At 41.9% G+C, this 21,778-nt stretch carries 14 protein-coding genes; 6 read left to right on the top strand and 8 right to left on the bottom strand.

The genetic code is table 11. The features are described from left to right. Nucleotides 1-77: 77 nt before the first annotated feature. The 4 genes from SPIBUDDY_RS12195 to SPIBUDDY_RS12180 form a co-directional block, all read right to left on the bottom strand. On the bottom strand, nt 78-1,670 hold the full coding sequence (locus SPIBUDDY_RS12195) for a response regulator transcription factor (RefSeq protein WP_013608069.1): 1,593 nt from the start codon (nt 1,668-1,670) through the stop codon (nt 78-80). Next, nucleotides 1,655-3,358 (bottom strand): sensor histidine kinase, encoded by a 1,704-nt coding sequence (locus SPIBUDDY_RS12190; RefSeq protein WP_245523776.1) that lies wholly within the window; start codon nt 3,356-3,358, stop codon nt 1,655-1,657. The genes SPIBUDDY_RS12195 and SPIBUDDY_RS12190 overlap by 16 nt, the downstream gene beginning before the upstream one ends. A gap of 99 nt (nt 3,359-3,457) precedes the next feature. After that, a complete protein-coding gene (locus tag SPIBUDDY_RS12185) occupies nt 3,458-6,667 on the bottom strand; it encodes a DUF5107 domain-containing protein (RefSeq protein ID WP_013608067.1) in 3,210 nt (1,069 codons plus the stop codon). 92 nt (nt 6,668-6,759) lie between these two features. Beyond that, entirely contained in the window at nt 6,760-7,857 is a 1,098-nt protein-coding gene (locus SPIBUDDY_RS12180) for a substrate-binding domain-containing protein (protein WP_172634201.1), read from the bottom strand. A 129-nt stretch (nt 7,858-7,986) separates the two neighbouring features. Here SPIBUDDY_RS12180 and SPIBUDDY_RS12175 point away from each other — a divergent pair, with 129 nt between their 5' ends. Further along, the gene (locus SPIBUDDY_RS12175; protein WP_013608065.1) at nt 7,987-11,247 is read left to right on the top strand and encodes a DUF5107 domain-containing protein; all 3,261 of its coding nucleotides are present in this window, start codon (nt 7,987-7,989) and stop codon (nt 11,245-11,247) included. Nucleotides 11,248-11,887: 640 nt separating this feature from the next. Continuing rightward, nucleotides 11,888-12,478 carry a hypothetical protein gene (locus SPIBUDDY_RS12170; RefSeq protein ID WP_013608064.1) on the top strand — a complete coding sequence of 197 codons (591 nt, stop codon included), beginning with the start codon at nt 11,888-11,890 and terminating at the stop codon, nt 12,476-12,478. Nucleotides 12,479-12,658: 180 nt separating this feature from the next. Here the strand turns inward: SPIBUDDY_RS12170 and SPIBUDDY_RS12165 are convergent, their stop codons facing one another. Then, complete coding sequence (locus SPIBUDDY_RS12165; protein WP_013608063.1) at nt 12,659-14,158, bottom strand: hypothetical protein; 1,500 nt, start codon at nt 14,156-14,158, stop codon at nt 12,659-12,661. Between the two features lie 151 nt (nt 14,159-14,309). Here SPIBUDDY_RS12165 and SPIBUDDY_RS12160 point away from each other — a divergent pair, with 151 nt between their 5' ends. Continuing rightward, entirely contained in the window at nt 14,310-14,894 is a 585-nt protein-coding gene (locus tag SPIBUDDY_RS12160) for a hypothetical protein (RefSeq protein WP_013608062.1), read from the top strand. Here the strand turns inward: SPIBUDDY_RS12160 and SPIBUDDY_RS16210 are convergent. Beyond that, nucleotides 14,875-15,111: a hypothetical protein gene (locus tag SPIBUDDY_RS16210; RefSeq protein ID WP_013608061.1), complete on the bottom strand. Its 237-nt coding sequence runs from the start codon at nt 15,109-15,111 to the stop codon at nt 14,875-14,877. The two genes, SPIBUDDY_RS12160 and SPIBUDDY_RS16210, sit on opposite strands and share 20 nt — an antisense overlap. Before the next feature lie 281 nt (nt 15,112-15,392). Between SPIBUDDY_RS16210 and SPIBUDDY_RS12155 the strand changes: the two genes are divergently transcribed. Together SPIBUDDY_RS12155 and SPIBUDDY_RS12150 are read left to right on the top strand one after the other, a co-directional pair. Further along, entirely contained in the window at nt 15,393-16,289 is an 897-nt protein-coding gene (locus tag SPIBUDDY_RS12155) for a hypothetical protein (RefSeq protein WP_013608060.1), read from the top strand. 111 nt (nt 16,290-16,400) lie between these two features. Further along, nucleotides 16,401-18,236, top strand: coding sequence for an immunoglobulin-like domain-containing protein (locus tag SPIBUDDY_RS12150; RefSeq protein ID WP_013608059.1), 1,836 nt, complete (start codon nt 16,401-16,403; stop codon nt 18,234-18,236). Nucleotides 18,237-18,399: 163 nt separating this feature from the next. Here the strand turns inward: SPIBUDDY_RS12150 and SPIBUDDY_RS12145 are convergent, their stop codons facing one another. Next, nucleotides 18,400-19,293: a restriction endonuclease gene (locus SPIBUDDY_RS12145; RefSeq protein ID WP_013608058.1), complete on the bottom strand. Its 894-nt coding sequence runs from the start codon at nt 19,291-19,293 to the stop codon at nt 18,400-18,402. A 373-nt stretch (nt 19,294-19,666) separates the two neighbouring features. Next, the gene (locus tag SPIBUDDY_RS12140; RefSeq protein ID WP_013608057.1) at nt 19,667-19,999 is read right to left on the bottom strand and encodes a hypothetical protein; all 333 of its coding nucleotides are present in this window, start codon (nt 19,997-19,999) and stop codon (nt 19,667-19,669) included. Nucleotides 20,000-20,365: 366 nt separating this feature from the next. Here SPIBUDDY_RS12140 and SPIBUDDY_RS12135 point away from each other — a divergent pair, with 366 nt between their 5' ends. Then, complete coding sequence (locus SPIBUDDY_RS12135; protein WP_013608056.1) at nt 20,366-21,553, top strand: PIN-like domain-containing protein; 1,188 nt, start codon at nt 20,366-20,368, stop codon at nt 21,551-21,553. Nucleotides 21,554-21,778: the final 225 nt, after the last annotated feature.

Raw genomic sequence — 21,778 nt, 5'->3', positions numbered from 1 at the left:
ACAAAGGATATCAGAGGGTATTTCGTTTCTGTACCGGTGATTTTCTACAAAAGACCTTACTAATCTTAACCTTTGCATTATTTTGCATAAGCAGAAGGAGTCGTTCCTACAAATTCCTTAAACACCTTGGTAAAGTATTCAGGATTTTTGTATCCAACCATATCCCCCACTTCATAGACTTTATACTTTCCGCTATCGAGCAATTCCTTTGCCTTATAGATTCTAAGCTTTGCAAGATACTGTGAGAAACTGGTGCCCATTGATTTGGCAAAAAGGGTTGAAAGATAGTTCGGGGTAAACTGTAATTGGTCGGCGATTTCAGTGAGCGTAATACCTTCCGAGAAGTGTTCTTTCGTAAAGCCGATCATTCGATGGACTATTTGATAGTTCTTGGCAAGTTCTCTGCTTTGGATGGAACCAATCAAGCTTTGGATATATTCATTGACGTGGATTTGAGCTTCATGGATAGTGCTATGTTTCTGGACAACTAGTGAAAAAGCTTTTGAATCATATTGGATGCCGTGCTGCAGGAGTGAGACAGTGGTTGCTCCGATGAGCTCAGATAGGAGTGGTGTCAAATAGATGTCTTGTGGAGCAGGAAGCCGTGAAACATGGGAGAAAAACTTTTCCAAGAGTTGCTGTGCGGCCAAAATATTCCCGATAAGTATTGCATCAATTAATTGGTCCTTGTCGAAAATCCATGAAAGGGGGGGGCAAGAACTACCTTTCATGCAGTGGTTGGTATATTGCATTACTTCATTGTCCAAGCTTTCGCGTATACATATTTGTGTCTGGCTGAAAGCTGTACTGATTTCCTCAAAACTATGAACGATGTCGCTGATTCCTATCCGAACGGTAAGATTGAGGTCATCAATCTTATTGCAGAAATCAAGAATCCTGGTGCATAGGCCCACCAGTTGGTCCAACGAATACGAGTCAGTTTGATCAGCACAGAGAAAGTAGGCAGTATTGCTTCTAAATCCAGGAGAGTATACCGTTCCTGGAATGAGTGATAAAACCAGTGAATTGATTCTATACAAGGCATACAACTGTTGTTTCATCTCCAATTCAGCAAATGCGTCTTGGCTGTTTTCCAGATGTACTCCGATTACCACATATTCTTTTTCAGCCAACATAGAGGAAAAGAATTGGTCTTTTCGGGCAAACTGTTCATAGGTGAGGATGCGTCCTTCAAGCAATTCGTCGAGAAAAGGCTGGAAAAGTTGCTGTTTACTCTCCTCAAAATCCTTCTGAAGACGGTTTAGTTCAATGATTCGAATTTGTTCTTCTCGAATACGGTTGCAAATAGCTTCTAGAGGAGCTTCAAACTCTTCAGGAAGGGCTGGTTTAAGAATGTAGTCACTGACTCCATACGAGAGAGCTTTTTTGGCATAATCAAAATCATCGTATCCCGTGTAAATGAGGAAGTAAGGATGCGAATTCATTTGATAGAGTTGCTCAATCATTGAAATCCCGTCAAGTTGTGGCATGGTTATATCGGTAATGATGCAGTCTGGATTCAGCTGAAGGGTTTTCTCAATTCCCTGCTGGCCATCATACGCCTCACCGACAACTTTCATGCCCAGTTCGTTCCAATGTATATGACGCTTCAATGCGTCAATCACATAGGCTTCATCATCCACCAAAAGTACCCTTATCGTGTCTGCCATGGCCGTTTCCTCTTTAAGCAGATTGCAAAGTGAATATGAAGACCTACAGAAGACTCTATAATCTGAAGGCCAGTGAAAGCTTCAGGAGAAACAACGTACCGAATACGGTCATTGATATTTTTCAGGCCACTTCTTGATGACGATTCAGAGGAGGCGATTACTTGTTTGAAATCCTCTTTATTCATCCCTTTACCATTGTCTTCAATATCAAAGCAAAGCCAATCTTTTCTGCGTGAAACATTCACATGGATGTATCCATCTAAGAAGTGTTTGCCAAATCCATGCATGATTGAGTTCTCTACCAAAGGTTGCAGGATGAATTGTGGAACTTGAATTTTAAGTAGGTTTGCATCTACTGAAATTTCGTAGGTGAAAGCACCTTCATATCGGACATGAAAGATTTCCAGATAGGTACGTACATGTTCAATCTCAGATTCGAGAGGGCAGGTCAAATTGCTTTCAGTTAAGCTGATTCTCATAAACCGACTGAGGTTGGTCAGCATCCTTGAGATTTCAGGCACCTTCTCATCCTGTGCTTTCCAATTAATATAATCTAAGCAATTATACATGAAATGTGGATTAATCTGGGCTCGTAATGCATTTATCTCAAGCCGTTTTTGGTTTTCCATTGAATCCTGAAGCTTGTTAATGAGTTCAGTAATGTGCTCGGTCAACATTCTATAACTACGATAAAGTGTACCGATTTCATTCTGCCTTTCCAGAAACTGGGTCGGAAGGGTAGCATCCAGTGGCGTTTCGCTGGTCATTGCTTGCGAAAGATCGACAATCGGTTTGGTGAGTCTCTTTGTAAGAAGATAGGTCAACATGGATGAAACAAGGATGGAGAGGAAGGCAAGGAGAGCATAATTATAGATGAGTGGACGAAAATTAATGACATCTTGCAACGGAATGAATTCGATCACTTTCCACTTGAACTTGCTCGGTCTGCTAACCACTTGAATATGGAGACTTCCTTCAAAGGTGGTAGTAAAGGCCCCCTTTGTATGTTCATTTGCAATTTGGGGATATATTGCAGATGCCGGACTTCCTAATAAGGACAACTCAGGATGTGTGACGATTGTCATATCCTCGTTGACGGCGAAGAGAATCGAATTAGGGGAAGCTAACGAGCGCTCTATACATTGGGCGTATACATTTTTCGCAGAAATTTCAAAGGAAAGGATTCCTAGTGTTTGATTGTTTTCGTCATAAATCTTAACCAAGGAGAGTGAGTTGAAAACTATTGGCCCGCGGGCAATTGGTGAAGCTGCATTGATAATGATTCCTCTGTTATTGCCAAGCCGCTCTAACCATCCGTAATGTTCAAGAAATTTGGTAGAACTGAGCCCTATTGTACTGGTATTGATCTCTTCAACAGCATCCAAATAGATAGTTATACCGACAATTTCCGGACGATTCATCCAGAGTTGAGTCAAGTATGCTCGAAGAGCATTCTTGGCGGTGATTTGTTCAATGGGGTCCTCGGGGAAATGCTTGAGTAGTTGCCGCAACTCTGCTTCTCCCGCGATATAGAATGAAACAGAAGTAATCAAATCATTCAGTGCATCAATATTAGTTATAGCTTGGTCGACCAACTTCTTATTGCTGTCATGAACTGATTGGATGAGGGTGTGCCGAACTGATATGGTGAATACCAATGTTGAAAGACTTAGGATGATAGCAAACAAGATACCGAAAGAGACTACGATGATTGTAGATATAGATCGGTTTCTCCACCAATTTCTGATGGTTCTTGTAGACTGCCGCATCATGAAGTCACCTCAATTTCAATACATTATACCATGTCTTTTTCTAGCCTTGAGGAAATCTCTCAGGAGTAGAGTCCGAATTTGGGATGGATGATGGTCAAGAAGTTCCTCACAAAGGCTGATTGCCAAGGATGTGTCATGATTCGCCGCTCTGCTGAAGGCAAGTAGGTGTGTGTAGAATACATCTCGGGCAATCGTTGGATCCTCAATAAATGTCTCAAAGAAAGGTGTGGCGGCAAAGTAGCCTGATACAGGTTTTGCTAGAGCTTTCTCATATGTTTTTATGGAAGACTGTAACAATGCATCAGCTTCCTCACGGTATCCTAATTGACGTGATGCGAGTGCTTTATAGATAGGGAAAGCAGGCAGATACATGACTGTAAAGTAATTGATGGGAAAATCATTGACTGCCTCAAAGTCCTTCAACCCTTTCCCTGGTTCTATTTGTTCTTTGCACAATCCTTGAAGATATTGATAGGGTGATAGCATGACTTGGTGCCAGACTCCACCCCCTAGATTGGAAGGGATGTGAAAATTCTGTTCCAGTTGCATCAGCGCAATTTCCCAGTCTCCCCTATTCATTGCATGCAATGCCAAGGCAAGATGAGCAAGAAGAAACTCATTTGCAACAGTATGTTCGCCTCCTTCACAAGGCACGAATTGGTGGGATGCAAGCAGGGCAAGAGCTTTTTCAAATTGAGAATTCTGGTTATAGGCATGTACTCCCAAGAGAAAAAGGTCATCTCGATTTTTGGTGTTCTCTCCCATACGTTCAAACGCTTTGATACGGGTAGTTAAATTTGTTTCAGTGAGTTCCAATACCCGTAGGAATTCGTAATGAAGCTGTAAGTGGTCTGGATCTTTTTCCATTGCTTGCATGAGGAGTTTTGGGACTCGCAAATCATGCATGTTGCACTTGAAGAGAGCAGCCGCTTTATTCCTGAGGGCTTGGATTCCTATGCCTGCTTTCTCCCATGAATCACGGGAGCTTTCATAATTCCGCTGTATTCCAAATTGAATATTTCCTAACAATAGGAAGGCTTGTTCCTGTTCAGGCATCGATTGTGTCGCCTCCAACAAAGCTGTCAATTCCCAGCGTCTTGAGGGGAAGCAATAAGTTTCATCCTGCAGCTTATACTGTCCATTACAAAGAAAATGCAAATAGGATATCATTGGATTGCAGTTCTCAGCTTGTTCGAGTAACCCGAGAGCTTCATCTTTCAATCCTGCATCGAGATAATCAGAGACGACATCCAAGAGCATTTGGTCCTGACTGGTCCTCCTGACAATCTGGCTTGTTTCTAATCCGAGCAACCTTGCCTCGTTGAGTACATAATAATCGAGAGGATCTTCCTGTAGCAGATTTTTTACCAAGGCCCCAGCAGCTTGTCTTTTCCCTGTCTGCCTGAGCAGACTAATTTTTAATTGTTGCGCTTTCTGATTATATGCACCAAACCGTTCGCCATACTGGATGAGGTCAAGTCCCTCTTCATAGGATGCACTCATACATGCCAATTGAGCGAGTACAAAGGAACAGGTAGCGATTCCGCTTTGGTTCCATAGGCCTTTGTGGAGATATTCCTTTGCCTGATCAAATTTGCCTTCATATTTCAACGAAAGACCAAGGAAATACAAAGCACGGGAGGAGGTCGGATTAGGATTCAGCCGGTTTTGTTCAGCCAAAGCTTGTCTTGCATAAGCTTCAGCCTCATCAAACCGGAGTCGAAGCAATGAGTACCAACTGAGACCGATTAAACTAGGGATATGCTTTGCATCAAGCTCTAGGGAGTGCTTCCAATACAAGTCCGGTTCCCGGATTGGATCACGATACTGGGCAACATGAAGCCCAGTTTGAAATGACGATTCTGCAGTACTGATATCACATGGTAGAGGATATTCAGTTTGAGGATCAGGAACGGTTGATACTGAAGATTTATCTACTGGCTGGTAGGATAGTATTGTTGAAGGTCCGTCTGTGACGCGAATTTCTGTGAAACCTTCCAAGGCAGGAACATGAATACAGATTGGTATTGTGGCGAGTAAGTTAATGTCAGCTGTGAACAGAATAGTCTCTTTGCCAAATACTGAGAGCCGAAGATTGTTCTTATTGGTCACTGGATACAAGTTGATTTCTTGGTTTTGAACCGAAAGAGCAAGGATATTGTTGGCTTGTTGAACCTCCCCGATTTCTTTATAGGGATACCAACTTTGCGAGAATTCCTTCACTTCAAATGGTTCAATCCAAGCAAAGTCCGGTTGATTGTCAGAATAGGAACTTGCCATCAATTCAGCATAGGCCCCGTCGTTATCAGTGAGTGCTGCTTCCCAAGCCTTCGAGAGAGTGCGATACCCCCAGGTAAACATTTTTTTCCCTACTGAGGTGTGATGAGAGGCATAGTGGATGACACCTGCTTGTTTACCCTCATCGTAGCCACCGAAGAAATCAAATTTGGATGATCCACTAAAGTAAGATGTCGCCTGTTTTGTATTCTTATGGAACCGGATGTCATTTCCTCCACGGTTATCCTGGGTATTGAAATATTCATCCATAACCGGAAAAGCCCCGGTAGCTTTCTTGTAATGAAAGTTTACTGACTGGACATCAGGGGGGAAGAAAACCCGATAGTGTTCGTTGACAGGAACGGCAGCATTTTCCCACCAGAGGAAAGAGTGTGGTGTGTCAGTCCTATTGAAAATTCTAACTTTTGTCTCAAACAAGGCTGTGTCCGGTTTAAGGTGGACGCCTACCATTCCTTTCATTCGGTCGAGTGGTTCATGCTCGCCCAACCATACGGTTACAGAACCGTCCGGGTGGTTCTCGATGAAGCTATCGACAGGGAGATATGTCGATGGCCTATGATGGATAGGCCAATTGAACTCAACCCCACCGGATATCCAGAGTCCGAGCATTCCAATAAGTGCAGGTTTGATGACATGCTGTCGGTAAAAGAAATCATATCCATTGGTTTTATCGCGTGCGGTAAAAATTCTTCCACCAATCTCAGGAAGTATTTCAAGGTATAGATAATCATTTTCAAGGACGATACAGTCGTATTCTCTCTCAATCTTGGTATCATGGCGGACTGTATTTACAATTGGATTGGGGTAGGGATTCCCACTGGAACGTTGATGAACACGATTTTCTGCAAACATTGGTAGTGTTTCATACTCTGCTGGCATATAGGTTGGGATAATTATCCGTTTCTCAGTTACCTGTACTCGTTTCATCGTACTCCTCCAAATCTCTCATCTGTATTGTAAGGGTACGTTTTGAACTCAGATACCTGCAAAATTCTTTGATTTTCCCCGCTAAATATCAACTATCCTTTAGCCCAATCCTCTCCAAGATATCGCTCAAGAAGAGAAAGCATGGCAAGACGGTGATCAACTTCTGCTAGTCCCATCATTCTTTTCATTCGATATTTAATGGCATTCTCACTCATACCGAGACTCTCAGCAATCTCTGCATATTTCCTATTGTTTGCTACACCCTGAAGCAGTGTGAAATCGCTGGGGAGGATACTGGAAAACAAGCGATCGAGATTGCATAATTCTTCGATTATGGGATCTTGATAAAAATTCATTGAGTTCTCGGATGCTTGATCTCCAATATGCCTTTCGATGGGACTAACTATAAATGAAGCATTGTCCGTGGTCTCTGCGGGTATGATATTTGCGTCGAGAGTACAGCATAGCGTCGAGAATGCATGGTTTTTAAGAAGGAATTGGGCAATCTTAATAATCTGTCTACCCACTAATATATGGTCCACTTCAATAGCTGTCAAAGAAGGCTTGATATAATTTGCAATGGCACTTCTGCCGAATGTCATCAACCAGATCTCCCGAGGGATTGCTCGTTTATCAAGCTGAAGTTGCCGCAATAGCGCTATAGCTACCAGTTCATTACAGCATAGGACTGAATCCACCAAGGGGTATTTTTGTGTCAGGGTTGCGCAGCTTTGTGAAACTGAGCTCTCATGTATGCTTATGGTTCCCGCTGGAAACGCTGTACGAAAGGCTTGAGCCTTTAGTTCATCAGTAGTGGATGAAGGGTTCACACCAAATAGTACAGTATGATTTCTATGGTGGATGGCGAAGTAGGATGCTGCCATCTGCATCGCTTTATGGAAATCTATGTGAATTTGGGAAGTCATTCCGGTTTCTATTGAGCAGTCGGGATTTACGACAATACAGCGTATTGTATTTCTTGCCAAATCAGCTGACATCTTCCGTAGCCACTGTGGAGTAGAGCCTAAAAGAGTACAAATACCATTCTCTGGGGGCATATATCCATCTAAGGATTCAATAAATACAAGCGGAATTGAGTTTCTTCCTGCTTCATATTTCAGCCCATCAAGATATTGTCTGCACCAGAGCGAGTCTTTATAGAGAGGCTCAATGAGCACGTATACATCCATAATCAGAGAGTATACCACGACCGATTGTAGTGAAAGTACAATATTTGGTCTGGAATTCCGGATTTTCTTTGTATTGTGCCGTCTAGATACTGACTTCATCATAAAGAAGCCAATAAGGAGAGCTGTACTATGAATAAAGCCACACAAGCAAATTTTGTAAAGAAAAGAATCACCACTTATAAGATGGGTAAGCCTATGGATATTCCTTTCTTCTTTGAGAAGAAGCCCTATCAAGGAGCAAGTGGTAAATTGTATCCGTTGCAGTTCAACGATACACTCACTGGGAAACGAGAAGAGAAAGAATTCACGGTAGGTGTGTTGGAGAATGAGTATATTCGAATCGAAATCATGCCGGAGATTGGAGGAAAAATTAGTCGCGGGTATGACAAGATTGGTGAATACGACTTCATGTACCACAACGCTGTAGTTAAGCCGGCTCTCATTGGATTGGCCGGACCTTGGATTTCCGGTGGTATTGAATTCAACTGGCCGCAACACCATAGACCAACCACCTTTCTTCCACTTGCAGCAAGCATTGAAAAACATGAGGATGGTTCTGCAACGCTTTGGACGGGAGAGATTGACCCGCTTCTCAGAATGAAAGGTATGGCGGGAATTACTGTCGAACCATCTCGTTCCTATTGCAAAGTGAAGGTAAGAATTTTCAATCGGACGGAAATGAGACAGCCCTTCATGTGGTGGGCTAACCTGGCGGTGCCCGGAAATGATGATTACCAAATAGTGTTTCCTCCCGATGTTGAGTATATGAATGATCATGACCGACGGGCTGTGATTAGTTGGCCGATTGCTAAAGGGATATACAACACTGCAAGACCCTATGACTTTGGTGATGGTGCTGATTTGTCTTGGCATTCCGCTATCAAAGTGCCTTCCTCTTTTATGGTAAGTGAGGGGCAATCAGAGATGGATTTTGTATGTGGCTATGACCATAAAGCAGGGAAAGGTATTGTTGCTTTTGCAGATCATAGAATTGCACCCGGTAAAAAACTTTTCCACTGGGGAGATGGTGATTTCGGTAATATGTGGTGTTCGAACCTTACTGATGAAAATGGTCCTTACGTCGAATTGATGACAGGTGTATTCACCGACAATCAACCTGATTTCAGCTGGATTCTCCCAGGAGAGACGAAGGAGTTCGAACAGTACTGGTATCCCATCCGCGATATCGGTCCTGTGAAAAACGCAACCATTGACGCAGCCCTCAATATTGAAGAACGAGATGGAGAGCTCTCTGTTGGTGTCCATGCAACGGGAAAATTCCCTAATTCAACCATCAGCATCCAGTGTAAAGGAAAAGTGATTTGGTCTGGTACTACTGATCTCTCGTGTGAACGGCCATGGGTACGAAAGATATCTTGGCAAGAGGGATGGGTTTATCAGGATATGTCTGTGTCAGTGGTTGATTGTACAGGTAGGGAGTTGGTTTCATTCAAAGTACCTGAACGAGGTGTCAAAAAACCTATAGAACCACGCAAGCCAGTTCCACCTCCTTCCGATATTGAAACTATCGAGGAGCTTTACCTCCATGGGTTACATCTTGAACAGTACAAGCATCATACCTATGATCCAAAGGATTACTACCTCGAGAGTCTTTCTCGTGATACCAATGATTTTCGCTGCAATACTGCAATGGCCCGACTCTCCTATAGAAAAGGCTTGTATGAAGACTGCGTTTCCTATTGTGATGTAGCTATTAAACGACTGCTCTCTCGTAACGAGCATGCAACTAATGTTGAATCGCTTTACCTAAAGGCATTAGCCTTGGTACATCTCAAACGTGATGCAGAAGCTCGTCCTCTTTTCGGCAAAGTTATTTGGAGTTATGAATACCGAAGTGCAGCTCTCTATGAGTTGGCTTGCATGGATTGCCGTCAAAATTCATACTTAGATTCCATGAGAAATTTGGAGATTTGTATCGAGGAAAATCCAAAACATGAGCGTGCTCGAAACTTGAAAGCTGCATTGCTTCGAAAACAAGGAGCCGACCAATCCTATGAGATTTCTAAAAATAATACTCAATTTGATACCCTTGATCTTTGGGCACGATTCGAAAACTATTTCGCTTCATCTACACCAAAATTGCTTCAAGAGATCAACGCAATATTTTCGAGTAATATACAATGGTATTTTGACGTAATCTGTGAGTATTTTTATGCTGGTCTCTATGAAGATGCTCTTTCTGTATTACATACTATTGATCCCGCCTATCCTATGGTGAAGTTCTATCACCGTTATTTGCTTCATTGTCTTGCTCTTGACCTTGATGTTCTGCCTGAGTATCCAGAGGGAGGGAGTTGTTTCCCAAATAGGCCGGAGGACTTAATAGTCCTTGAGCACGCTGTTCAGGACTCCTATCACCCAAAACAAGCTGCATATCTTGCTGGATGCCTTCTGTATGACAAAGAGCGGTATGAAAAGGCTGTCGAGTATTGGGAACAAGCTGTGGCTCTGGACCACTCATATTCCTATGCATTGAGAAATCTCGCGATTGCATATTTTGATAAATATAGTGATAAGCGTAGTGCGCGACTTTGTATCGAGAAGGCTTTTATCCTTTCAGGACATCCAAGGATTCTCTATGAATATCAGCAGTTGCTGAAACAGAGTTCATGCTCAACTGAACAGAGACTCGCTTTGTATGAGCAATATAGTACAATTGCAAAACAGCGGGATGATTGTTATTTGGATTGGATTATGTTGCTTACTAGTATGCGTCGTTATGAAGAAGCCAGACTGATGATTTCATCCCGCACTTTCCACATCTATGAAGGAGGTGAGGGTAAACTTACCAAGCATCATGGTTGGCTTTATGTACTCTCTGGGTTGTCTCGATGGAATGAAGATGATTATGAAGGAGCTCTTCAATTCTTTGAACAAGCACTTGTAATTCCAAAGGAGTATGGAGAAGCAAAGAGTTGGTTTGCACAGGAAGCTCATGTGTACTACTTTATAGGTCGGCTTTTTGAGGACATGGGTAAGGATTCTCCTACAATAATGAATGCTTATGAAACTGCTAGCATACCGAAATCTGCGGTTTCAGAAATTTCATTGTTCAGAGCGCTTGCTCTTCAACGGCTATGTCGGTATTCGGAAGCGCGTACCGTATTGCGGGAAATGTTGGAGAAAGGACAGAACCTGCTTGATAATCTTGATCGGTATGAATATTTCGGTGTTGGTTCCCCAACTCCAGCTCCCTTCGATTATGACATCAAGAAAATCAACGCAATCGAGGGAGGTATCCTAAAAGCATATGCACTGCTTGGTTTTGGCAGGCTTGAGGAAGCGGAAGCAGAACTTGATCGGGTTCGGTTTCATAATCAATATGATTTCAGGTTGTATGCTTACGGGATAATCTCAAAAATCATCTGAGATTTGTTATTTGGTCAATGCTAGCAGCTCCAAAAACTATCAAGGTGAATGGAGCTGCTACCCTATTGCAGTTTGGTTATGAGAAGCGCATGGCTCACATAGTGTGTTGATACTCCTATGCCTAATGGATAGGTGTTTCATTAATGGGTTTGCTAAAAAGTAAACTCCGATTCTTCGGCACGCATTTTCCTCTTTTTCGTTTCTCTCTGTGTGATTGAGCTCCTGTTGCGTACATGTACGGGGCCAGCTTTACTGTCTTAGGCAGCTCCGATGAAAACTCATTTTTTGCAGGCTTTCAGAATACTACTACTTTTCCAACGCCTGATAGGAAGCAACTTTTCTTGGATGTGAATGAATGACAATAATCCAAAAAATCTAAGTAATTGAATTATCTCCGTGATATCCAGAAACAGTCAATTAAACTTGCATATAACGGTTTTTAAAGGTATAGAGTTTTTCCTCTCTGCGTCCTGTTTGTTAGGTATGAACCGAAAAGCCACAGGTTATTTTATTTATTGCACAGCCTCTTTTTACTGTCTTTTACTTTACTTGAATTTGAGTGAGAAAAAAATTGTACTAGTAATGTTTTTATCATATCATATAGTACAAGTATACTAGGTATACAGCCTGGAGGTATGGGATGAAATGTAAAGTACTTTTGATACTTATTGCTGCGGTGCTTCTTTTTGGCGGATGTAGTAAAAATCGGAATAAGGAAAATGTAGAACCAGTTATGACTGTGGTTCTGGGTATGGATGGTATCCCTCAACCTGAATGGGTCAACAATGATATTGTATCAGCGCAAGTTCTCTATGTGCGTGGGTACGGAAAGATGTCGGATCGGCAGATTTCAATCAAGCGGGCAACCGCCGAGGCAAAGAGTGAAATTGCCGAATGGGTTAGTACTAAGGTGAAAGAAACACTTGTAAACTATATAACTGATACAGGAAATAGAGATAACCAGCAGGCTTTGGATGCGATTGAAGTTATAAGCGGCCAAGTAGCAGAAGCAACCTTAAATGGTGTTGTGGCCGAGGATTTATGGGCTGATGCAGAAGGAGGAATCAGCATCCTTTTTTCCCTATCCATATCCAATGTTGAGAAAGCCTTCGCGCCCGCTGCTGAAGCTGTGGCTGAGGCATTCATGGGTATAGAAAAATTTGAAGTAGTTGCTACTAAGATGAAAGATGACTTTTCAAAGCTTATTTCTGAATCAGATATTGGTGAGTGAGGATTCAAATCAATAATTTGTCTACGAATTGTTTAATCAAAATATGAATGGAATGTTGCGGACTCCTTTATCAAGAGCTTCGGTGCCATTTTGAGTTGAGGCAGTCTTAGGGGGTGATAGCCTAATCATTGATGATCTTGGACAAAAACATTCCAGCAAAATGCAATATTTATGGGTCAATTATTTTTGCCTAATAAACATATTTTTTAAAAAATCCAATAAGGATATCCTGGTGATATCAATTCTTTGTTCATCTTTTTGTTGTGGGTACTGGGTCCAGAAACAATTGACACTGAAGTATTTCGCTTTTTCTCCTCGAGGTATAATAATTGTGTGATAGAAAGGAATTCCTGAACTTAAGGTAACTAATTCTAAGTAGCGTTGCTTGTTGTTGTTGTCTGTTATTATGATTTTTACTGGAATGTCTGTATGGAGGCTATCGGCATTGGTCACAACTATTTTTAAGGTGCAGGATTCATCCTCTTTAACTGATTTCGGCATGAGTAAATGAAGGTTTACTGAGGCGATGAGACGGTCTTTTCGATAGGGAATGATTTTTTCAAATGATTGCTCATTGGGGAATATTAAATTTTCTACCTCAAGGCCAAAGGGAGAGGACTCAAGCAGTTGCTGCATTTTCTCCAATATCTGCAACTTCCCGGTTACCGAATTATTTGCTTGGTAGGCATTTTCCAGCGTCTTTGCTTGTTGGTACAGCGTATCTACTTCTTTTGCTATTAGATCCTCCCATACTACTTTTTGCACGATGAGGTAAATAAAAGATAGAGTTTGTGTAGATTCAGGTCCCTCAAGAAATTCTAATAGACTTGCATTTTGAGTTGTAGAAAATTCTACGGAATTTTCAATCTTTTCCTTGAGTTCAGGTGAAGTCATCGGTGAAGAGAGCCGAACACGTAAATTCTCATACTCTTTATACATTTTCTCGATCTGCATATTCTTGAAGTCTTGCAACGCAGATTCTTCAGCTTGGGCTCTCGAGGAGGCTGATCCTTCTCCAATGTAGTATTGCTTTGAGGAGAATACTCTCGTGTAAAGTGTGTCCCTTCTTGCTTGGATGAGTGGTAATAAGTATCCCATTTTTTCATCAAAGATACCTTCAATCAAGGATCCCCAAAAGGTGGATTGCAGCGAGGCAATAGCTTTGTTGAGTACTTTGATTTCCTGTACTGGTGACATATCCGGGTAACGGGAGGATAAAACCGACTGTACCTTCTCTTTTTCTCTCAATATCTTTCGTGCTTTTTGAATCTCCCAATCACTTCTGCGTAGAATCGCATAGGTGGTCTGTTCCTTTTTGCGAGTATAGGTTTCTTCTATATAGATTACATTCTCAAACTCTTGATGCAACGTCTCTTCTATTAATTCTTCAAACACAGAGAATTGTGTTGTCCCATCGTCGCTTGATGAGGCTGTCCTGGTTGAGAAAATGGTTGTTTGAATTTGAGATGCCAAGTCGGAAATTGCCTTCATTTTGGCAGTTTCGAGTGCCTGGCCCTTATCAGCATTTTTGGTGATTCCCGTCCCTACATAGAATTCATCTACTGGATAGCGTGCGCGGTCGAAGAGAATAGGAGTAGTAGTTCTGCAAGAACTTACAGAAAGTGTTATGAGAAGTATGCTTATAATATACAAGCCAATACGGTATATTTTGGCCCTCATGCGAGCATACTACCATGAGTGATTATTATTTACTACTTTTCCAGCTCCCTAAATTCATGAAAACTCGCTGATTGCGATAAAAAAGTTGTACTCCTGATATTTCTGAGATAAAATAAATCACTGTAACTAAAGCTTTATGATGGAGGAAGATATGAAAAAATGGATAGGCGTCTTTGCTCTTTTAATCACAATTGTTCTGGGCGGTTGTGCTACAAGACAGGTTGTTTCTCAAGTTGAACCAGTGAAACCGGTGATACTGGGGATGGATGGAATTCCCCAGCCTGAATGGGTCTATAAGAGTGTTGTGTCACAGGACACACATAATAAAAATGGGTACGGCAAGATGTCGGACCGGCAGACTTCGATCAAGCGAGCAACCGTAGAGGCAAAGAACAAGATTGCCGAGTGGATTAGTACTCAGGTCAAGGAAGTGATCGTAACGTATGTGAATGACGCAGGGAGCGGAGCTGACAGGCAATCACTCGATGCGATGGAAGCCATCAGCCTGCAGGTAGCTGAGGCAACCCTTGTAGGTGTTTCCACAGCGGAGACCTGGATCGATGCAGAAGGGGGCGTATGGGTGTTGTGTTCCATCCCGCTTTCCAACATCCAGAAGAACTTTGAACCGGCTGCAGCTGCCGTGGCAGAGGCTTTCACCGAGAGTGATGCAACCGAAGCCGCCAACGCAAAGATGAAGGATACTTTTGCAAGGCTTCTCAGCGGGTCGGGAGTATAGTGAGTGTGTAGACCAGATGGTGCAGATTTATACCCCTTTTGAATTCCCTGCGGATGGTCCTCTCGCTCTTGCCCAACAATCGGCCAAGCAGCGTGGGGCTGGTGATCTTCTGGAATCTGTTTGTCCCGCAGTGGTGATACTGCAATGCCAAACGTTCCCCCCAGGTGAAATGAGCATACTTGCATACTGACTTTATGGTAAGCTTTGTCCGTCCCATGGTTACCTCGTTATTTTGTTCTGGTAAAACCATAATAACAGAGCTCCATGGGACTTCGTGTTTCTTTCCGTTTTTCGGCGGACATTTAATCTTACTGTTCACCCAACAACACACTAAATGTGTGTTGTTGGAATTTATTGATTGTCCATGGAAGGTGGAGTATTATCTGCTGAGTTGATCCTCCCATTCTACCACCCATTTGATGCACCGGGATCAGCACAGCACGAAGTATGGAAGAAGCAATCTGATTGGCTTGCTATCACTTTTTTGGGTGGAAATATATGAAACAAGGTTCTCGTCTCGTTGTCGTTGCGGCTTTGATCACCGTGTTGTTGGTGTGTCTATTGGGTTGTGATCTTACACTCATCTCCGGCAGTGGCTCATTGGTAATCCAATTGGGTGATCGTGCAAGGAACATCAACTGGCTTCCTGAGATTGATATGGATATTGATACCTATACAATCACCGGGACAGGCCCCGATAGTGGGGATAGTTTTCAGGAAGAAGGCTTTCCCGGGGGTGTCTTTGTCAAGGATTCTCTTTCTGTGGGAGATTGGGAGATTGTCATAGACGGCTACAATGAGGATGCCAGCAAGATTGCCACTACCACGATCAATCTAACGATACGCAAAAGCCAAACAGCACAGGCGACTGCGACTATGAGACCACTGGTTGGCCTTGGAACGCTGGAGGTTTCAGTGAGTTGGACTGACAGCCAGGACAAGCTTGCAGATCCGCAGGTCTTCGTTCTGATACAGGATGAGCATGGCAATGAGCTATCCGCTTATTCGGATCCGATCAGACTGACATTGGGAGAGGATGGAAAGTCTGCCTCCAAAACGATTGGCGAAATCCCTAACGGTTGGTATGAGGTACGTGTAGGACTCTATGAGGGAATTTCTGGAGGACAGTCGGAATTGATATGGCAGGATACCAGTACCTTGCGGATTGTGAAGGATGAAACCACAGAGGGGGTGGTACAGATACCCGAGGCTGAGATTCTTTTTGGTTTGGGAAGCATATCATTGGTGCTCGATGAGGAGATGAACAACCCTTTCGACGTTTCCTTTACAGGTTTGCCTGAATCAGTAAAGGAAGAGCAAGAAGTCACAGTAACAGCTGCAGGCACCTTCGGGGAAGGGGGTACTTACCGCTGGTATGTGAACGGAGTGAGGTAAACAGAGAATGCGAACGAGTTTGCATTTGTTTCCAACGCTGCCGGACTCTATCGTATCAGCCTTCTTGTCAACAGCAATGGAGCAGTCGCCGGTTATCAGCAGACTGTAGAGGTGGTCAAAGCAACCGAGGAAGTTGCCTCCGATATAGCAGTTCTTGCAATCGGGTTCACCGAAGGCGACAGCACTGATTCTGTGATGAATGATGTTGTACTTCCCACCTCAGGAACTCAAGGCACCCGGATAACATGGGAGAGCAGCAATTCGGCGCGAATAGACACAATGGGAACCGTAGTACGCCCTGCCTATTCAACTGGGGATGCAGAGGTGCAGCTTATTGCAACAGTTGAGCGGGGAACCGTAAGTGAAACAAGGACATTCACTCTTACAGTGAACAAGCTACCGCAGACCGATATCGAGGCGGTTGAAGCCGACAAGGCAGCGCTTGCAATAGGTTTTTCAGGATTGGACAGTGCATCTACTGTCACCCAGGATGTAACACTTGCCAGCAGTGGAACCAATGGAACCACCATCAGCTGGCAAAGCAGCGTTCCCCAGACAATCTCCACCACAGGCGTGGTGACCCGTCCTGATTACACCGGAGAATCAGATGTAGAGGTCACCCTGACTGCAACCATCAGCAAGGGTGCAATAAGCGAAACCAAGACCTTCAACTTGATAGTAAGGATTGTCCTGCAGGAACAGACGGTGACCTATGAGAGCAACGGAGGGAGCGCACTGCCCAGCCAAACCGTATACTGGGGTCGATTGATTGAAGAGCCTGAAGCCCCGACGAGAGTTGGATATAGCTTTGAAGGATGGTTCACAGACAGTGAGCTGACAGAGCAATGGGACTTCTCCCAGGATTATGTGAATGGGGATGTAACGCTGTATGCGAAATGGGGGGCTGGGTATTTAATCAGCTTTAACACAACAGGAGCCCCGTTGACACCTTCGAGTATTATCGTCGGATACGGAGTGCAATATGGTACTTTCCCTTTAACTCTGAAATTGGGGCATGCTTTGGAAGGCTGGTATACCGAGCCTGATGGGACAGGAGAGAGAGTCACCGAAGAATCCCTTGTTGTTATTAATGCCAACCATACATTGCATGCATATTGGATTCCCAGCACCTATACCATCACGTTTGATGCCAAAGGAGGAGATATTCCAAATCCATCTACGAAGACCGTGACATATGGGCAACCTTACGATGAGTTGGCAACCGTAACTAAAAACGGCTATACATTCGCTGGATGGTGGATAGGAGAGAATGGAACAGGAAATCAAATAACAAGCGATTCTATTGTCATGGGAACAGCGGATAGGACCCTTTACGCAAAGTGGGTGTTTACTGTTTTCACAGGACAGGCAGGGGGCTTAGTATTCTATGAAAATCCAAATTATGAGGCAGATGGTTGGAGATATTTAGAAGCTGCTCCAGCTGATTGGTATGATTGGGAAACAAACCCAATAAATTCTGAATATGGGTGGGGAGACGCCTATTGTCAGTGGGGATCATTCGGATATTACGTTGATAACGGTTTTAATGGGTATGGGGAAATTGGGCAGGGCGAAATTAGTACTCAAAAAATAGTGGACTTTCATGATACATTATGGCTTCAGTATCCTGTAAAAGGTGATTACTATGCAAATCCGACTGAATATCATGAACGCAATAATGGACAAGTAGCTGCAAAAATCTGTTCAGAGTATTCAGTTGAATACCAAGGTACCCTGTATGATGACTGGTTTCTCCCCTCACTGCATGAGTTGAACCAGATATATTTGAATTTAGAATTGCAGAACCTAGGAGGATTTTATGACAGAGTATACTGGTGTACAGGTAATGATGAAGTCTATGGGTATGTTATAAGGTTTGAAGATGGGCTTTTTGCATATGCAAATAAATATTATCAAGCAAGTGTAAGGCCAATTCGAGCATATTGAAGAATTCAGTTCATTATCTTAAATTCTCTAGACAAGTAACAGAAGTATGCTTTTATTATTGATTGTGTTTAACTACACCCACAGAGTGATTCATTTTGTGATGTTTTTTTTCAGAGTCAGTACCCTGTAAACGTTTTTGGGCTGAAAATAACAACTTGCTTAATCAACTCAAGATTGATGTGATTGGGGTATATGGCTTTCCTTCTTGGGCTGCTTTTTCTATCTTGATTTGGATTGCCTCTCTAAGAGAAATCCTCCCTTCAAGAATGTGCATTAGGTCTTCCCCTGAAAAAAGAATAATATTTCCTTTCTTCCCTTCAAAGGTTTGAACAACCTCTCTCCTGAAACCATTCATCGAAAAGAACATACCCCGAGTGCTGTCCAGTTTTGTATTCACTTTTCTCTCAAACCCACCAATTTTCTGTTCATTTGGAGGATCGTTTTCCCATTTAGCTTCAACCAAGTAATCGAAACCTTCATATTTGAAATGCCCATCAATTTGTTGAGTTTCTAGTTTATAGGGTTTTCTGTATTCGATACCTTCAAGGGCGAATAACCTCATGAGTACATCTTCAAGTGCATACCCGGCTCCTTGTCTATCTTGATTGGCAAAAGCTGAATAGACAGTCTGTTTCAATTTTACTAGTTCTGCTGACCGCTCTTCCGCAATTTTGTTTTTCTCTTGAGCGATTTGTTTACGTATTTTTGCATTAGTTTTATTTTCCTCAACTATGATTCCATTTTCAAATGCAAGTTCCTTAAGCCTTCTTAAGGCGTCTAGACCAGCACTAGGATTTGGAGCATCATTATCAGGCAGTTTCCGCATTTTGCATAACTCAGTTAAAATTCGCCGTTGATAGATTTCTCCATTAGGGTCGTTATCTAGGTCATCCATCAGAAGACGTGCCCAGACGAATTTTTTCTCATCCTTATGCCTACTGGCAACTTTCCTATTTAACTCGCAGGACATTAAAAAGGCTTCAACATTATCCTTGTAATGAAAACATGTCCCAATACATTGGATTATCTGCTTTCGGATTTCATACGGTAAGGCCATAACAATTTTCCTATCATCATGAGTGTAATCTTTTGGCAGTTATAGCTGCATAATTTACTATACGCCAAGAAATACCATCTGTAAATCTTTTACAATTCGTAGCATATTTCATTTTTTCCCCAATTTGTTTCAAATTTTATAGCCACACTGGATAAGGAATCAGAATCTCAGAAGAAACATCATGAGTCCAGTTGTTGTTATGGCGAGAACTGTTAGCCTAGTGCTGAAGTAGCTGTAGAAGATTTATTGGTATTTGTGCACTCTTTCTGCACCACCAGTTAATATGCTGGCGGGGATTCAACACTTCACTGGAAGGAGTTCCTCCGGCCAAGTAGCTGGGCTATGTTCTCGAATAATGAATACAACAATCAGATCAAATGAAATCAGATTCATAGACCATTTCACGGTATAGCTTGATTCTCTCAAATTCAGGAATGGCTATCCAATCTAGGTATTCCCCGTAATGCCAAAATCTCTTTTTGCGTTTTTCACTTGGGCTCTCAGACTTCCCGAAGTTAGGCATGTGCCAAGGTCGATTCATCACATCCTGCCTGCTCAATCCAAGTGAATTTGCAATCATAGTCACTGTAATAAAGACTGGATTATTCTTCTCAATCAGGTTAATCAAGGCAGCATATTTGGCATCTGCCTCTGTAAGCCGATCATATTCTTCTGAAGAAATCGTATACGCGTGGATTTTTCCCATACATGTATTTTCCATTACCTAGAATGTTGATATTTAAACACAGATATCAGATATTGTGATATTAGTCGATTGATTATTGTAACTTCTCACATTGATTAATGTAACTTATGAGGCCATGGATGATGCATAAGGATTTCTGGAAAAGAGTGTACTTCCTAATATCTGATTATGTATATAAATCGGTTGGGAGTGTTCGAGTCAGCAAAAAGTTTTACCTATGATATTGAATACTGATGCCGGTAAATAATTGCTGAGCAATTACTGAATCCAAAAAATATAAAGGTTATACGCAAGAAGACTTCATATAGTATACTTAACCATTCTCAGGTATTTGCTTTATGAAAATTGAGGAAAAAGGGGGGATTTGTGAACAACAGAGACAATCATTCAAAAACTCTGATTTTTATTGATACCAATATTCTTCTGATACCCTTAAAGGTAGATGGTCTGAGTGTTGAAGATTTTAAGCGTTTGTTCAATCCCTTCATTGATATTATTTATATCCTCCCTACTGTCTATGAAGAATACAAAAATATTTGCAGGACTATTAACCATAAAAATATTCATGCAATTGATCATGCATTCCAGGATTGGGCAAAGGCCGCAACTGCTTTACGAGCATTAGTGGAAACAATACCAGATTGGAAACAGTTCTCTAACAAGTGTTTAAGCCCCAAGGTATGTAAGAAAGCAGAAGAATTGAAGTCTAATACAAATAGCAGAAACAAATCTATTTGTGAGGATTCAATTTCAAATTTGGAACCTTTTATTAAGTCAAGGCTTTATCGCGAGCCTTTATCATATACAGAAAAATTAAAGTTGTATGAACAAGCCGAGTTTAGATTCAGGAACCAGATACCTCCAGGATATAAAGATAATGGGAAAAAAGGTATAAGTAGATATTCGGATTTTATTATATGGAAAGAAATGATAAAGGCAACAAATGAAATTTTTAAAGAGAAAACTGGATGGCATGAAGTCATATTCGTTACAAATGATAAGAAAGACGATTGGTTAAGTGAAGAATCTAAAGAAAGATTGGTAAGTGAATTTGAAGAAGAAACCGGATGCTCGTTTCTTCTGATGAACTTGAAAGAATTTAAAGAAGCGCATAAAAACCAAGTTAAGAGTTTAACGACGTTAATGAGCCAACTTCAAGTAAACCTCGAAAAGAAGAATACGAGTAAAGCTTTGTACTTTTTAAAAAGGCAACTTAATATCCTTGTTCCCTGGGGAGCAACCTTTATTAATCTATCCGATTATCTTTCATCATCAGAGCTAGAAGTTATAAAGAAAGCGATTCAGACGCTTCCTGGAGCTATATATTTAATTCCAATTCAATTCTTAGATTTGACTAATAGAGCAAATAATTGCTGCTTAAATGCTGAAATCACAACAGTTGGAATGTTCTCTAAAATGACTTTATTTGACATAGCCAGTTCTCGTAATTTCGGAAAAAAATCCTTGGAGGAATTACAATCCAAAACTAAAAATCTCATAGACTACTTTAATATAACTGGAGAGGATTCAATAATTGCATCAACCTCAGAATAACCTGAGACAGATATCATCTACGTCAGGATGGCTGGAGCCAGTAGAATCTCTTATAAAAGTAATCAATATTACGACAATAAAAGGAACCGTTACACAAATAAATTTTTCCCTGAGTGCCAATTAGAAGGTTTCAATTTACACACTAGCTCTGGCTCTCCAAGCATTCTCGCTTATAAAAGTCGGAGTACAGACTCTCCAACATTGAGAAAACCTCAAAATGCCGCA

The organism is Sphaerochaeta globosa str. Buddy, assembly GCF_000190435.1.
GTDB classification, from domain to species: Bacteria; Spirochaetota; Spirochaetia; order Sphaerochaetales; family Sphaerochaetaceae; genus Sphaerochaeta; species Sphaerochaeta globosa.
Note: the sequence above shows the minus strand (reverse complement) of the source record. Positions and strands in the feature narration are given on the sequence as shown.